At 67.7% G+C, this 14626-nt stretch carries 10 protein-coding genes; 6 read left to right on the top strand and 4 right to left on the bottom strand.

Translation table 11 applies throughout. The features are described from left to right. Positions 1-8 precede the first annotated feature (8 nt). Genes WS61_RS28905 through WS61_RS28895 form a run of 3 tightly spaced genes read left to right on the top strand, consistent with a single transcriptional unit; the run spans position 9 to position 3301 of the window. A complete protein-coding gene (locus tag WS61_RS28905) occupies positions 9-2213 on the top strand; it encodes an FUSC family protein (protein WP_059505674.1) in 2205 nt (734 codons plus the stop codon). Further along, positions 2210-2413, top strand: coding sequence for a DUF1656 domain-containing protein (locus WS61_RS28900; RefSeq protein WP_034207084.1), 204 nt, complete (start codon positions 2210-2212; stop codon positions 2411-2413). The genes WS61_RS28905 and WS61_RS28900 overlap by 4 nt, the downstream gene beginning before the upstream one ends. Positions 2414-2425: 12 nt before the next feature. After that, a complete protein-coding gene (locus WS61_RS28895) occupies positions 2426-3301 on the top strand; it encodes an HlyD family secretion protein (RefSeq protein WP_059505673.1) in 876 nt (291 codons plus the stop codon). 21 nt (positions 3302-3322) lie between these two features. On the opposite strand, the gene WS61_RS28890 is transcribed toward WS61_RS28895, so the two are convergent. Continuing rightward, complete coding sequence (locus WS61_RS28890) at positions 3323-4996, bottom strand: methyl-accepting chemotaxis protein (protein WP_059505670.1); 1674 nt, start codon at positions 4994-4996, stop codon at positions 3323-3325. A gap of 401 nt (positions 4997-5397) precedes the next feature. On the opposite strand from WS61_RS28890, the gene WS61_RS28885 reads away from it, so the two are divergent. Next, positions 5398-6636 (top strand): MFS transporter, encoded by a 1239-nt coding sequence (locus WS61_RS28885; protein WP_059505668.1) that lies wholly within the window; start codon positions 5398-5400, stop codon positions 6634-6636. 69 nt (positions 6637-6705) lie between these two features. Here WS61_RS28885 and WS61_RS28880 read toward each other — a convergent pair whose 3' ends face one another. Together WS61_RS28880 and WS61_RS28875 are read right to left on the bottom strand one after the other, a co-directional pair. Next, on the bottom strand, positions 6706-7500 hold the full coding sequence (locus WS61_RS28880; RefSeq protein WP_373557139.1) for a 5'-methylthioadenosine/adenosylhomocysteine nucleosidase: 795 nt from the start codon (positions 7498-7500) through the stop codon (positions 6706-6708). Continuing rightward, on the bottom strand, positions 7500-9863 hold the full coding sequence (locus WS61_RS28875; protein WP_059505700.1) for a UvrD-helicase domain-containing protein: 2364 nt from the start codon (positions 9861-9863) through the stop codon (positions 7500-7502). The genes WS61_RS28880 and WS61_RS28875 overlap by 1 nt, the downstream gene beginning before the upstream one ends. A 225-nt stretch (positions 9864-10088) precedes the next feature. Between WS61_RS28875 and WS61_RS28870 the strand changes: the two genes are divergently transcribed. Both WS61_RS28870 and galU read left to right on the top strand, forming a co-directional pair. Further along, positions 10089-12956, top strand: coding sequence for a valine--tRNA ligase (locus WS61_RS28870; RefSeq protein ID WP_059505666.1), 2868 nt, complete (start codon positions 10089-10091; stop codon positions 12954-12956). An 87-nt stretch (positions 12957-13043) separates the two neighbouring features. After that, positions 13044-13928: a UTP--glucose-1-phosphate uridylyltransferase GalU gene (galU, locus tag WS61_RS28865; RefSeq protein WP_059505665.1), complete on the top strand. Its 885-nt coding sequence runs from the start codon at positions 13044-13046 to the stop codon at positions 13926-13928. A gap of 51 nt (positions 13929-13979) precedes the next feature. On the opposite strand, the gene WS61_RS28860 is transcribed toward galU, so the two are convergent. Further along, positions 13980-14594 (bottom strand): DUF4136 domain-containing protein, encoded by a 615-nt coding sequence (locus tag WS61_RS28860; RefSeq protein WP_059505664.1) that lies wholly within the window; start codon positions 14592-14594, stop codon positions 13980-13982. Positions 14595-14626: the final 32 nt, after the last annotated feature.

The following is a 14626-nucleotide window of genomic DNA, read 5'->3' as shown; positions in this document are numbered from 1 at the left end:
CGCCCGCCATGTCAGCCTCCTCTCCCGCTTCCACGCCCGCCGGCGGTCCGCTCGCGGCCTGGTATGCCGCGTTCGGCGACTGGGCCCGCACCGACGGCGCCGCGTGGCTCTACCTGTTCAAGGCACTGCTCGCCGCGTTCATCGCGACCGGCGTGTCGATGCGGCTCGACCTGCCCGCGCCGAAAACGGCGATGACGACGGTGTTCATCGTGATGCAGCCGCAAAGCGGCGCGGTGCTCGCCAAAAGTTTCTACCGCGTCGCCGGCACGATCTTCGGGCTGATCGCGACGCTCACCTTCGTCGGGCTGTTCCCGCAGCAGCCGCAACTGTTCCTGCTGGCGGTCGCGCTATGGGTCGCCCTGTGCACGGCCGGCGCCGCGCGCAACCGCAATTTCCGCAACTACGGCTTCCTGCTGGCCGGTTACACGACCGCGCTGATCGGGCTGCCCGCGTCGCAGCACCCGGACGGCGCGTTCATGAGCGCGATGACGCGGGTGGCCGAAATCATGGTCGGAATCGTGTCGGCCGGCGTGGTCAGCGCACTCGTGTTTCCGCAGACCACCGGCGAGCAGATGCGCACGACGGTGCGCAAGCGCTTCGGCAGCTTCGTCGACTACGTCGCGGCGGCGCTGTCGGGCCAACTCGACCGCGCGCATATCGAAACCATCCATACGCGCTTCGTCGCCGACGTGGTCGGTTTCGAGGCCGCGCGCAGCATGGCCGTGTTCGAGGATCCGGACACGCGGATGCGCAGCGGCCGCCTCGCGCGGCTGAACAGCGAATTCATGAGCGCGTCGAGCCGGTTCCATGCGCTGCACCAGTTGATGAACCGGCTGCATGCGGCCGGCGCGCAGGCCGCGATCGACGCGATCGAGCCGTACTTCCGCGAGATCGCACCGCTGCTGCTGACGCCCGCCGGCGAACCGGTGCGCACGTCGGCCGATGCGGGCCACGCGGCCGCGCAACTGCTTGCGTGGCGCGACGCGCTGCCGCGCCGCATCCGCGCGACGCGCGCCGCACTCGAAACGCAGCCGGACTTTCCGCTGCTCGACTTCGACACGGCCGCCGAACTGCTGTACCGCTTCATCACCGACCTGCACGAGTACGCGGCCACCTATGCGTCGCTGTCGACCGCGACGCACGAGCGCGAACGCTGGATCGAGCGCTACGAGCCGCGCACCAATGCGACCGCGATGGTGATCGCGGCGATTCGCACCGCGACCGTGATTCTCGTGCTCGGCTGGTTCTGGATCGAGACCGCGTGGCCGAGCGGCGTGACGATGACGCTGACGGCGGCGGCCACCTGCGCGCTCGCGTCGTCGACGCCGCGCCCGACCGCGATGTCCGCGCAGATGGGCATGGGCACGGCGCTCGCCGTCTGCACGGGCTTCCTGCTGACGTTCGGCATCTATCCGCACATCGACGGTTTTCCGCTGCTGTGCGTCGCGCTCGCGCCGCTGCTCGCGATCGGCATCTTCATGACGCTGAAGCCGAAGCTCGCCGGCTACGGGATGGGCTACCTGATCTTCTTCAGCTTCCTCGCCGGCCCGGACAACATCACGCACTACGATCCGACCGGGTTCATGAACGATTCGCTCGCGCTCGTGCTGTCGATGCTGGTGTCGGCGATCGCGTTCGCGGTGCTGTTCCCGCCGACCGCGCCGTGGCTCAAGAAGCGGCTGTTCGCGGACCTGCGCCACCAGGCCGTCGCGGCCGGCCACGCGCGGCTCGCGGGCTTGCGCACACGCTTCGAGAGCGGTGCGCGCGACCTGATGTACCAGGCGCACACGCTGTCGGCCGACCAGCCCGACGTGCAGCGCGACGCACTGCGCTGGATGTTCGCGGTGCTCGAAACCGGCAACGCGACGATCGACCTGCGTCACGAGCTCGCGACGCTGCCGTCCGACCCGCGCTATGCGCCCGCGATGCCGTGGCGGCGCGCGATCGAGACGATGCGCACCGCGCTGTCGGCGCTGTTCTCGAAGCCGAGCGCCGCGCGTTTCGATGCGACGCTCGCCGCGACCAACGCGGCGATCGACGCGACCCGGCAAACGCTCGATGCGTTCGAGCCGTCGCGTGAAGAGCGCCACCGGCTGCAGCGCATCCTGAGCCATCTGCATTTCGTGCGGACCGCGCTGCTCGACCCGGAATCGCCGCTCGAGCCGCTCAACCGCAACCGCCCCGTGCGTCCTCAACCCGGAGCCTCGTCATGATGCCGCGTGAAATCGCCATTCTCGATGCCTACATGCCCACGGTGGTGCTGATGTTCGCGCTCGGCGCGATCGCGACCTGGGCCGTCGATCGCCTGCTCGCCTATACGGGCCTCTACCGTCTCGTCTGGCACCCGTCGCTGTTCCGGGCCTGCCTTCTCGTCTGCATTTGCGGCGGACTGAGTCTTGCCGTTTACCGTTGATTCCGAACCATCATGATTCTCAGAAAACTCTTCGGCTTCGTCGCGACCGCCGTCATCCTTCTCGTCGCGATCCTGATCGGGCGCTCGCTGTGGGTGCACTACATGGACGATCCGTGGACGCGCGACGGGCGCGTGCGCGCCGAGATCGTCAACGTCGCGCCGGACGTGTCGGGCGCGATCGTCGAACTGCCGGTGCATGACAACCAGCTCGTGAAGAAAGGCGACCTGATCATGCAGATCGACCCGTCGCATTACCGGATCGCGGTCGAGCAGGCGCAGGCGGCGGTGGCCGCCCGTCGCGCGGAACTGCAGATGCGCCGCGACGACGCAGCACGCCGCGCGGATCTCGATGCGCTCGTCGTGTCGAAGGAAAACCGCGAGAACGCGGCACACAGCGCGTCGAGCGCCGAGGCGCAGTACCAGCAGGCCGTCGCCGCGCTCGACGCCGCGAAGCTCAATCTCGAACGCACGCGCGTCGTCGCGCCGGTCGACGGCTACATCACGAACCTGCAGACGTTCAAGGGCAACTATGCGGTGGCCGGCCAGGCGAAGCTCGCGATCGTCGACAGCCACTCGTTCTGGGTCTACGGCTACTTCGAGGAAACCAAGCTGCCGCGCGTGAAGATCGGCGCGCCGGCCGAGATGCGGCTGATGAGCGGCGGCGTGATGAAGGGCCACGTCGAGAGCATCTCGCGCGGCATCTACGACCGCGACAACCCGCAAAGCCGCGACCTCGTCGCGGACGTGAACCCGACCTTCAACTGGGTGCGCCTCGCGCAGCGCGTGCCGGTACGCATCAGGATCGACGAAGTGCCGGCCGACGTGGTGCTGTCGGCAGGCACGACCTGCACGGTCATCATCGATCCGGACAAGCGGAAGAAGTCGTAATCGCCCGGGCGCGCCGCGCGCTCACACCGCGATACGGAAACGCCCGACCAGCGCCTTCAATGCCTGCGCCTGCTCGTCGAGCGCGTTCGCGGCAGCGGCCGCCTGTTCGACGAGCGCCGCGTTCTGCTGCGTACCAGCGTCCATCTGCGTGACCGCGCGGCCGATCTCTTCGATCCCCGCGCTCTGCTCGTCCGACGCCGCCGAGATCTCGCCGATGATGTCGGTCACGCGCTTGACCGCGCGTACCACGTCGCCCATCGTGCGGCCCGCGTCGTGCGCGAGCGCCGCGCCGTTCGCCACGCGCTCGACAGACGCGACGATCAGTTCCCGAATCTCCTTGGCCGCCGTCGCCGAGCGCTGCGCGAGCAGCCGCACCTCGCCCGCGACCACCGAGAAGCCGCGCCCCTGCTCGCCGGCACGCGCGGCTTCGACCGCCGCGTTCAACGCGAGAATGTTGGTCTGGAATGCGATCCCCTCGATCGTACCGATGATGTCGCGAATGTTCTTCGCGCTGTCGTCGATCTCGCTCATCGTGGCGACCACGCGCCCGACGACCTCTCCACCCGTCTCCGCGACCGCCGACGCATTGGCCGCGAGCGTGCTCGCCTGCCGCGCGTTCTCGGCGTTCTGCCGCACGGTCGACGTGAGCTGCTCCATGCTGGCCGCGGTGCGCTCGAGCGCGACGGCCTGCTGTTCGGTGCGCCGCGACAGGTCGAGGTTGCCGGTCGAGATTTCGCCGGACGCGGCCGCGATCGCCTCGGCGCTCACCGCGATCTCGCCCACGGTGGCCGCGAGCCCCGTCTGCATCTCGGCCAGCGCGCGCACCATGCTGTCGCGGTCGTGGCGGCCGAGCGCGATCGGCCGCGTCAGATCGCCGCGCGCGATGTCCGCGGCAATCTCCTTCGCGTATGCGGGCTCGCCGCCGAGCTGCGACGCAAGGCGCCGCACGACGCGCTCGGCGATCGCGACGGCCAGCACGATCAGCGCAGCCGTCATCGCCGCGATCATCGCGAACGACGACGAAAAAATGGTGGCGGACGCATCGAGCGTCGCCTTCGACTTTTCGCCGCGCGTCTTCACGAGTTCGGCGACGAGTTTTTCGAGCTTACCGGTTTCGACCAGCAGCGACACGTCCTGCGTGCCGACCTGCCAGTTCATCTGCGACAGGTCGAGCGGCTGCGCACGCACGAGCGTGACGAAATCGCGCAGATGCGCGCTCCACGTGCCGACCGCCGTCGAGAATGCGTGCAGCCGCGCCGAATCGCCGGCATCGGCCGGATCCGCATAGCGCTGCAGCGTGCCGAGCGCCTGGCTGATCGACGCGAGCCCCGCGCTCACCTCGGCGCCGAGTTCGTCGCGCTCCTTCGCGGTGGTCGCGGTCAGCAGCATCTTCTGCGCGCGGCTCGCCCGCAGCACTTCGGCGCGGACTTCCTCAGCCGCACGGCTCGCGACGTGCCCCTGCGCGTAGACCGACGCGATCGACGCGTTCAGGCGGCTGATCTGCCACAGCGAAAACATGCCGATCGCGAGCGTGCCGGCCAGCAGGATCGCGAATGCGGCGCGCAACGTCGCCTTGACGGTCCACGGCCGGCGCGCACGACGCGCCGCGTGCGCGCGCCGAGCGGCGCGACCGGCGGCAACGTCGGGTGCGGCGGCGGCTGCACCGGGCTGTGGATGCAAAGATGCTGCTTTCATCGATCTACCCCGTATTGATCACGCTGCCGGAAAGGTCGGTCCCGGCGTTCCCGCGACGGCTGGCCATGCCGCGCGTCCTGCCCCTGCCCGGCGGGTAGCCGGCGCCGGGCGGCGCGCCTGTTGTCATTGGGTCGTTCTACGGCCGCAGCCGCCGTTTCTTGAGTCCGGTAAAACACCACCCGGCCCCGGGCGCGCTGCCGCTGACGGGCCGACACGCCGCCAGCGTTATACCCGTTCAAAAAAGTACGCACCGGCCGATCCGTCACATGAATGTCCGATTCACGACAAAACTTGTCCTGACATTCTCGATACGCCACATTACACTTCTTTGACGCAGCAACGATCCAGAACGCGCCGATCCCCAACAGAGCGCGCCAGCCACCTCAACTCGTTCAGCTCTCATGGAAACCAGCCTCGACTCCGGCTCCGCCGGCGCAGCCGCCGCCCAGCCGTCCGCCCCGCCCGTCGCCCGCACCGTCTATCCGGTGCTCGGCGCGATCAGCTTCTCGCACATGCTCAACGACATGATCCAGTCGTTGATCCTCGCGATCTACCCGATGCTCAAGAGCCAGTTCGCGCTGTCGTTCGCGCAGATCGGCCTGATCACGCTCACCTACCAGATCACCGCGTCGCTGCTGCAGCCGCTCGTCGGCCTCTATACCGACAAGCGTCCGAAGCCGTACTCGCTGCCGGTCGGCATGGGCTTCACGCTCGCAGGCTTGCTGCTGATGTCGGCGGCGTCGAATTTCCCGATGCTGCTGGTGGCCGCCGCGCTCGTCGGCTGCGGCTCGTCGGTATTCCACCCCGAATCGTCGCGGGTCGCACGGATGGCGTCGGGCGGCCAGCACGGGCTCGCTCAGTCGGTGTTCCAGGTGGGCGGCAATGCAGGCTCGGCGCTCGGGCCGCTGCTCGCCGCGCTCGTGATCATTCCGCACGGCCAGCACAGCATCGCGTGGTTCTCGGCGGCCGCGCTCGTCGCGATGATCGTGCTCACGCAGATCGGCCACTGGTACAAGAAGCATCCGTCGATGAAGAAGAAGACCGCCTCGGCCGGCCACCCGACGCTGTCGCGCGGCCGCGTGATGGGCGCGATCGGCGTGCTGGTACTGCTGGTGTTCTCGAAGTACTTCTACCTCGCCAGCATCAACAGCTATTTCACGTTCTACCTGATCGACAAGTTCCACCTGTCGGTGCAGGCCGCGCAGATCCACCTGTTCGTGTTCCTCGCGGCGGTGGCGGCCGGCACGCTGATCGGCGGGCCCGTCGGCGACCGGATCGGCCGCAAGTACGTGATCTGGGTGTCGATCCTCGGCGTCGCGCCGTTCACGATGCTGCTGCCGTACGCGAACCTGTTCTGGACGAGCGTGCTGACCGTGATCATCGGCGTCGTGCTGGCGTCGGCGTTCGCCGCGATCCTCGTCTATGCGACGGAGCTGATGCCCGGCAAGGTCGGGATGGTCGCGGGCCTGTTCTTCGGCTTCGCATTCGGCCTGGGCGGCGTCGGCGCGGCCGTGCTCGGCCAGCTCGCGGACGCGACGAGCATCCCGTTCGTCTACAAGGTGTGCTCGTTCCTGCCGCTGATCGGTGTGCTGACGGTGTTCCTGCCGAACCTCGAAAGCGGCCGGCGCAAGAAGGCGTGACGAACGACCGGCCGCGGCGTGCGCGCCGCGGCCGGTCGAATGGTACTAACGAGAGATTCGACGGCGGCTTCAGGCCGCCGTCGTCGCATGGAGCGTCAGGAAACGCTCGAGGATGCCGGACGAATAGCTGCTCGCGATCGCCGACAGGAAGTGCGAGAACGACTGCGTCGCGTGATCGTCGGCCGTGTCGGAGATCGTGCGCACGAGCGCGAACGGCACGTCGTGTTCCGCGCATACCTGCGCGATCGCAGCGCCTTCCATTTCGACCGCGAGCGCGTCCGGCAGCGCGTCGCGCAGCGCGACGACCTCGCGCTCGCTCGACACGAAGCGGTCGCCGCTGATGATCAACCCGCCGTGTAGCGTCGCGCCGGCCAGCCCGAAGCGCTCGGCGAACTGCGCGCCCTCTTCTTCGACGAACAGCGCGCACGCAGCCCGCAAGCGGGCCGTCAGCGCCGGGTCGGTCGCGAAGCGCGTGATGCCGAGCAGCGGCACCTCGTAGCGCGGAAACAGCGGCGACGCATCGAGATCGTGCTGCAGCAGCGCATCGGCCACGACGACGTCGCCGACCCGCACCGTGCGCGACACGCCGCCCGCGACGCCGGTGAACACGACGCCCGACACGCCGAACACGTGGATCAGCGCGCTGACCGTCGCGGCGGCCGCGACCTTGCCGACCCGCGCGAGCGTGACGACGCAGGCCGCACCGTGCACGGTGCCGACGTGATAATCGCGGCGGCCGAGCGTGACCGTCTTCATCGCGCCGTCGGCGCGCATCGCGGCGATCAGGTCGCCGAGTTCCTCGGGCAGCGCGGCCAGAATGCCGAGCGGCCGGGCGGCAAGCGTAACGGCCATGTCGACGTCCATCATTCCACCGCCTGCAGTTTCGCGACCGCGAGCGCGAGCCATTTCTCGCCGTGGCGCTTGAACTTCACCTGCGCCTTCGCATCGGTGCCGTTGCCTTCGAGCGCGGTCACCGTGCCTTCGCCGAATTTCGTATGGAACACCTGCTGGCCGACCCGGAAGCCGGTGTCGGCCGCGCGCTGCTTGTCCGCGAACGCCGGCAGCGGCGCGGACACGGCCGCATCGACGAACTGCTCGCGGCTGCCGCCGCCCGGCCGCGCGAACCAGTCGCGCCCGTAACCGGCATTGTCCGAACGGCCGCCCCAACGCGACCCGGCCTCGACCTTCGGCGTCAACCACTTCAGCACGTGCTCCGGCAGTTCGTCGAAGAAGCGCGAGCGCACGTTGTAGCGGGTCTGGCCGTGCAGCATCCGGCTTTGTGCGAACGACAGGTAGAGCCGCTCCTTCGCGCGCGTGATCGCGACGTACATCAGCCGGCGCTCTTCCTCGAGGCCGTCCGATTCGAGCACGCTGTTCTCGTGCGGGAACAGCCCCTCCTCGAGCCCCGTGATGAACACGGCCGAGAACTCGAGCCCCTTCGCCGCGTGCACCGTCATCAGCTGCACGGCGTCCTGGCCGGCCTGCGCCTGGTTGTCGCCGGCCTCCAGCGACGCGTGCGACAGGAAGCCCGCGAGCGGCGTCATCGTGTCGGGGTTCTGCGCGGGGTCGGCGGGCGAAGTCGGATCGAGCACGTCGAGCGCCGGATCGTCCGTCGCGGCGCTCAGCTCGGGCGCCGCGATCGCGCCCGCGCGCAGCGGAATCGAGCGGGCCGGCGTGTCGAGTCCGTAACCTTCCTCGGCGATGAACGCGGTGGCCGCGTTCACGAGTTCCTGCAGGTTTTCGAGGCGATCCTGGCCTTCGCGCTCGCCCTGGTAGAAATCGGCGAGGCCGCTCGCGCGCACGATGTGCTCGACGGTGTCGGGCAGGTTCATGTGCTGCGTGTCGGCGCGCATCTTCGCGATCAGGTTCGCGAACCCGCCGAGGCTCGTGCCGGCCTTGCCGGTCACGTACGGAATCGCGGCGGCCATCGAGCAGCCGTACAGGCGCGCGGCGTCGGCCAGTTGCTCGACCGAGCGCGCGCCGATCCCGCGGGTCGGAAAATTGACGACGCGCGCGAATGCCGTGTCGTCGTTCGGGTTGTCGATCAGGCGCAGGTAGGCGAGCGCGTGCTTCACTTCCTGCCGCTCGAAAAAGCGCAGGCCACCGTACACGCGATACGGAATGCCCGACGACATCAACGTGTGCTCGATCGAGCGCGACTGCGCGTTGCTGCGGTACAGGACGGCCACTTCGCTGCGCGCCATCCCGGTGTTGATCAGCGAACGGATCTCCTCGACGATCCAGCCGGCCTCCTGCGAATCGGTGCTGGCTTCGTACACGCGCACGGGCTCGCCGTGGCCGGCATCGGTGCGCAGGTTCTTGCCGAGGCGGTGCGCGTTGTTCGAGATCAGCTGGTTCGCCGCGTCGAGGATGTTGCCGTGCGACCGGTAGTTCTGCTCGAGCTTGATCAGGTTGCGCACGCGGAATTCATCTTCGAAGTCGCGCATGTTGCCGACGTTCGCGCCGCGGAATGCGTAGATCGATTGATCGTCGTCGCCGACCGCGAAGATCGCGTTCTCACCGCCGGCGAGCATCTTGAGCCACGCGTACTGCAGCTTGTTGGTGTCCTGGAACTCGTCGACGAGGATGTGCCGGAAGCGCGCCTGATAGTGCGCGCGCAACGGCGCGTTGTACGCGAGCAGCTCGTAGCAACGCAGCAGCAGCTCGGGGAAATCGACGACGCCTTCGCGCTGGCACTGCTGGTCGTACGCCTGGTACAGCTCGACGAACTTGCGGTTGAAGTTGTCGGTCGCGTCGACCTTGTCCGGGCGCAGCCCCTGCTCCTTCGCGTTGTTGATGAAGTACTGGACGTTCTTCGGCGGGTACTTTTCGTCGTCGACGTTCGCCGCCTTCATCAGCCGCTTGATCGCGGACAGCTGGTCGGCCGTGTCGAGGATCTGGAAGGTCTGCGGCAGGCCGGCATCGCGCCAGTGCGTGCGCAGCATCCGGTTGCACAGGCCGTGGAACGTGCCGATCCACATCCCGCGCGTGTCGATCGGCATCATCGCCGACAGGCGCGCCATCATCTCGCGCGCGGCCTTGTTCGTGAAGGTGACGGCGAGCACGGTGGGCGGCGATGCATAGCCCTGCTGGATCAGCCATGCGATGCGCGTGATCAGCACGCGGGTCTTGCCACTGCCCGCCCCTGCGAGGATCAGCGCCGGTTCGTTCGGCAACGTGACGGCGGCGAGTTGTTCGGGGTTCAGATTGGCGAGCAGATCGGGCATGGAGCGGCAGCTGACGGGCGAGAAAAAATGCGGACCCGCCATTATAAGTCGGCCGCGCGATACCGTTTCCGATCCGTTCGGCCGCACGTCGCGCGCGCATCGCAGGCCCGTCGCGGCCGCGCCCCGACGGGCCTGCACCGGCTGCGCGATGGCTGGCCGATGGGCATCCATTTATAATTGTCAGATTCGGCATCCAATTCACGCATTTTTCGGCAGATTTCCAACATGAGCGACAACACGCTTGCGAAGAGCTTCGAGCCCCATACCATCGAGTCCCAATGGGGGCCGGAGTGGGAAAAACGCGGCTATGCCGCCCCGGCATTCGATCCGTCCCGCCCCGATTTCGCGATCCAGTTGCCGCCGCCGAACGTGACGGGCACGCTGCACATGGGCCACGCGTTCAACCAGACGATCATGGATGGCCTCGCGCGCTATCACCGGATGCTCGGCGAGAACACGCTGTGGGTGCCCGGCACCGACCACGCGGGCATCGCCACCCAGATCGTCGTCGAACGCCAGCTCGACGCGCAGGGCGTGTCGCGCCACGACCTCGGCCGCGAGAAATTCGTCGAGCGCGTGTGGGAATGGAAGCAGAAATCCGGTTCGACGATCACCGGCCAGGTCCGCCGCCTCGGCGCGTCGACCGACTGGTCGCGCGAATATTTCACGATGGACGACAAGATGTCGGCCGCCGTGCGCGACGTGTTCGTCACGCTCTACGAACAGGGCCTGATCTACCGCGGCAAGCGCCTCGTCAACTGGGATCCGGTGCTGCTCACCGCGGTGTCGGATCTCGAAGTCGCGAGCGAAGAGGAAAACGGCCACCTGTGGCACATCCGCTACCCGCTCGTCGACGGGTCGGGCTCGCTCACGGTCGCCACCACGCGCCCCGAGACGATGCTCGGCGACGTCGCCGTGATGGTGCACCCGGAAGACGAGCGCTACGCGCACCTGATCGGCAAGCTCGTCACGCTGCCGCTGACGGGCCGCGAGATCCCGGTGATCGCCGACGACTACGTCGATCGCGAGTTCGGCACCGGCGTCGTGAAGGTCACGCCCGCGCACGATTTCAACGACTACCAGGTCGGCCTGCGCCACCAGCTCGCGCCGATCGAGATCCTGACGCTCGATGCGAAGATCAACGACAACGGCCCCGAGCAGTATCGCGGCCTCGACCGCTTCGACGCGCGCAAGGCAATCGTCGCCGACCTCGACGCGCAGGGCTTCCTCGACTCGGTGAAGCCGCACAAGCTGATGGTGCCGCGCGGCGACCGCACGGGCGTCGTGATCGAGCCGATGCTGACCGACCAGTGGTTCGTCGCGATGACGAAGCCGGCGCCGGAAGGCACGTTCAATCCGGGCAAGTCGATCACCGAGACGTCGCTCGACGTGGTGCGCGACGGCCGGATCAAGTTCGTGCCGGAGAACTGGACGACCACCTACTACCAGTGGCTCGAGAACATCCAGGACTGGTGCATCTCGCGCCAGCTGTGGTGGGGCCACCAGATTCCGGCGTGGTACGGCGAAAACGGCGAGGTGTTCGTCGCGCGCAACGAGGAAGACGCGCGCGCGCAGGCCGCCGCGAAGGGTTACACGGGCGCGCTCAAGCGCGACGAAGACGTGCTCGACACGTGGTTCTCGTCGGCGCTCGTGCCGTTCTCGTCGCTCGGCTGGCCGAACGAAACGCCCGAACTGCAGCACTTCCTGCCGTCGTCGGTGCTCGTCACCGGCTTCGACATCATCTTCTTCTGGGTCGCCCGGATGGTGATGATGACCACGCACTTCACGGGCAAGGTGCCGTTCCATACCGTCTACGTGCACGGCCTCGTGCGCGACGCGGAAGGCCAGAAGATGTCGAAGAGCAAGGGCAACACGCTCGACCCGATCGACATCGTCGACGGCATCGACCTCGAAGCGCTGGTCGCGAAGCGCACGACGGGCCTGATGAACCCGAAGCAGGCCGCGACCATCGAGAAGAAGACGCGCAAGGAATTCCCGGACGGCATCCCCGCGTTCGGCACCGACGCACTGCGCTTCACGATGGCGTCGATGGCGACGCTCGGCCGCAACGTGAACTTCGACCTCGCGCGCTGCGAAGGCTATCGCAACTTCTGCAACAAGCTGTGGAACGCGACGCGCTTCGTGCTGATGAACTGCGAAGGCCACGACTGCGGCAACGACAAGCCGGACGTGTGCGGCGCGGGCGACTGCGGCCCCGGCGGCTATCTCGACTTCTCGGCGGCCGACCGCTGGATCGTGTCGCTGCTGCAGCGCACCGAGGCCGACATCGCGAAGGGCTTCGCCGATTACCGCTTCGACAACATCGCGACGAGCATCTACAAATTCGTGTGGGACGAGTACTGCGACTGGTATCTCGAACTCGCGAAGGTCCAGATCCAGAACGGCACGCCGGAACAGCAGCGCGCGACGCGCCGCACGCTGCTGCGCGTGCTGGAAACGGTGCTGCGCCTCGCGCACCCGGTCATCCCGTTCATCACCGAAGCGCTCTGGCAGAAGGTCGCGCCGCTCGCCGGCCGCTATCCGCAAGGCAAGGCCGACGGCGAGGCGTCGCTGATGACGCAGGCGTATCCGGTCGCGAACCTGCAGAAAATCGACGAGGCGTCCGAACAGTGGGCGGCCGACCTGAAGGCGATCGTCGACGCATGCCGCAACCTGCGCGGCGAGATGAACCTGTCGCCGGCCACCAAGGTGCCGCTGCTGGCCGCCGGCGACGCCGAGCGCCTGCGCTCGTTCGCGCCGTACGTGCAGGCGCTCGCGCGCCTGTCGGAAGTGCAGATCCTCGCCGACGAAGCGGCGCTCGACCAGCAAGCGCACGGCGCGCCGATCGCGATCGTCGGCCCGAACAAGCTGGTGCTGAAGGTGGAAATCGACGTCGCGGCCGAACGCGAGCGCCTGTCGAAGGAAATCGCGCGCCTGACGGGCGAGATCGCGAAATGCAACGCGAAGCTCGGCAACGAGGCTTTCGTCGCGAAAGCGCCGCCGGCCGTGGTCGAACAGGAGCAGAAACGCGTCGCGGAATTCCAGAGCACGCTCGAAAAACTGCGCGCGCAGCTCGATCGGTTGCCTGCGTAACAAACGGTAAGGTCGTTTGCGTTCACTATAATGCGAACGTGAACATAGACCGTCTGACAAGTCGATTACAGGAATAAAGGTTCGATCATGTTGAAAGTCACCAAGGCGGTATTCCCCGTTGCCGGCCTCGGCACGCGGTTCCTGCCGGCAACGAAGGCGAGCCCGAAGGAAATGCTGCCGGTCGTCGACAAGCCGCTGATCCAGTACGCGGTTGAGGAAGCGATCGCCGCGGGCATCACCGAGATGATCTTCGTGACCGGGCGCAGCAAGCGCGCGATCGAGGATCACTTCGACAAGTCGTACGAAGTCGAGGCCGAACTCGAGGCACGCGGCAAGGAAAAGCTGCTCGAACTCGTGCGCAGCATCAAGCCGAGCCATGTCGACTGTTTCTACGTGCGCCAGCCGGAAGCGCTCGGCCTCGGCCACGCGGTGCTGTGCGCGGAAAAGCTGGTCGCCGACAATCCGTTCGCGGTGATCCTCGCCGACGACCTGCTCGACGGCAATCCGCCGGTAATGAAGCAGATGGTCGACGTGTTCGACCACTATCACAGCTCGGTGATCGGCGTCGAAGAGATCCCGCCGTCGGAGACGAAGTCGTACGGGATCGTCGACGGCAAGGAATGGGAGGAGTCGATCGTCAAGATGTCGGCGATCGTCGAGAAGCCGGCGCCGGAAGTCGCGCCGTCGAACCTCGGCGTGGTCGGCCGCTACATCCTGAAGCCGCGGATCTTCGAGCACCTGCGCGCGCTGAAGCCCGGGGCGGGCGGCGAACTGCAGCTCACCGACGCGATCCAGGCACTGCTCGCCGACGAACAGGTGCTGGCCTACAAGTACCAGGGCACGCGCTACGACTGCGGCAGCAAGCTCGGCTACCTGAAGGCGACGGTCGAATTCGCGCTGCGTCACCCGGAAGTCGGTGCGGAATTCGATGCGTACCTGCGCACGCGCGACGGCGCCCAACCCGCCGTCTGAATGCGGCAAGGGCGTGCCCCGGCGGGCTCGCCTCACCTCCCGGCCACCGCTTCAGCGCGCGTCGGCCGGCTTCACCGAGACGACGCCCGGCATCCCGCCCGCGTCGTCTTTTTTCGTCTTGACGAGCCAGCCGCCGCCGTCGCCGAACGGCAGCTTCGCCAGCGTGCTCTTGACGAGCGCCGGTGCGGCCTGCTGCGTGCCCGGATCGCGATCGCGCAGCGACGCCGACACGCGATAGACGTCGGCGCCCGATTGCGCATCGACGAAACGCAGCGTCAGCACGTGGCGGTATACCTTGCCGGCGAACGGCAGCGCGAACGGCGCCGGCCCGTCGACCGTCACGCATGCGCTGCTGGCCGCGCCGCACCGGTCGGCGCTCGTCGCGACCGCCGCCGGCTGCGTCGCATACGCGATCGACAGCCGGTAACGCGCGTCCTTGAGCGGCTGCGCATCGAAGCCGCGGCGCGCGAGTTCGTCGCGTACGAGCGACTCGATCTGCCGGTACTCGGCGTCGTCCCGCTGCGCGGCCGTCCGTACGAAATCGTAGCCGTGCGCGCCGGATGCAAATGCATTCGGCTGCCCGACCGCACTCACGCCGCTCGTCACGCCGGCGCACCCCGTCAACAGCGACGCCGCCAGCGCGGTCGCCGCCCATTGCTTTCTCATGACTTTCCCCAAATGCCTGCCGCCGCGCCCGG

Origin of the sequence: Burkholderia sp. ABCPW 11, assembly GCF_001523445.1 — a bacterium.
In the GTDB taxonomy this organism is placed as follows: Bacteria; Pseudomonadota; Gammaproteobacteria; order Burkholderiales; family Burkholderiaceae; genus Burkholderia.
This window is presented reverse-complemented; position numbering and strand designations above follow the sequence as displayed.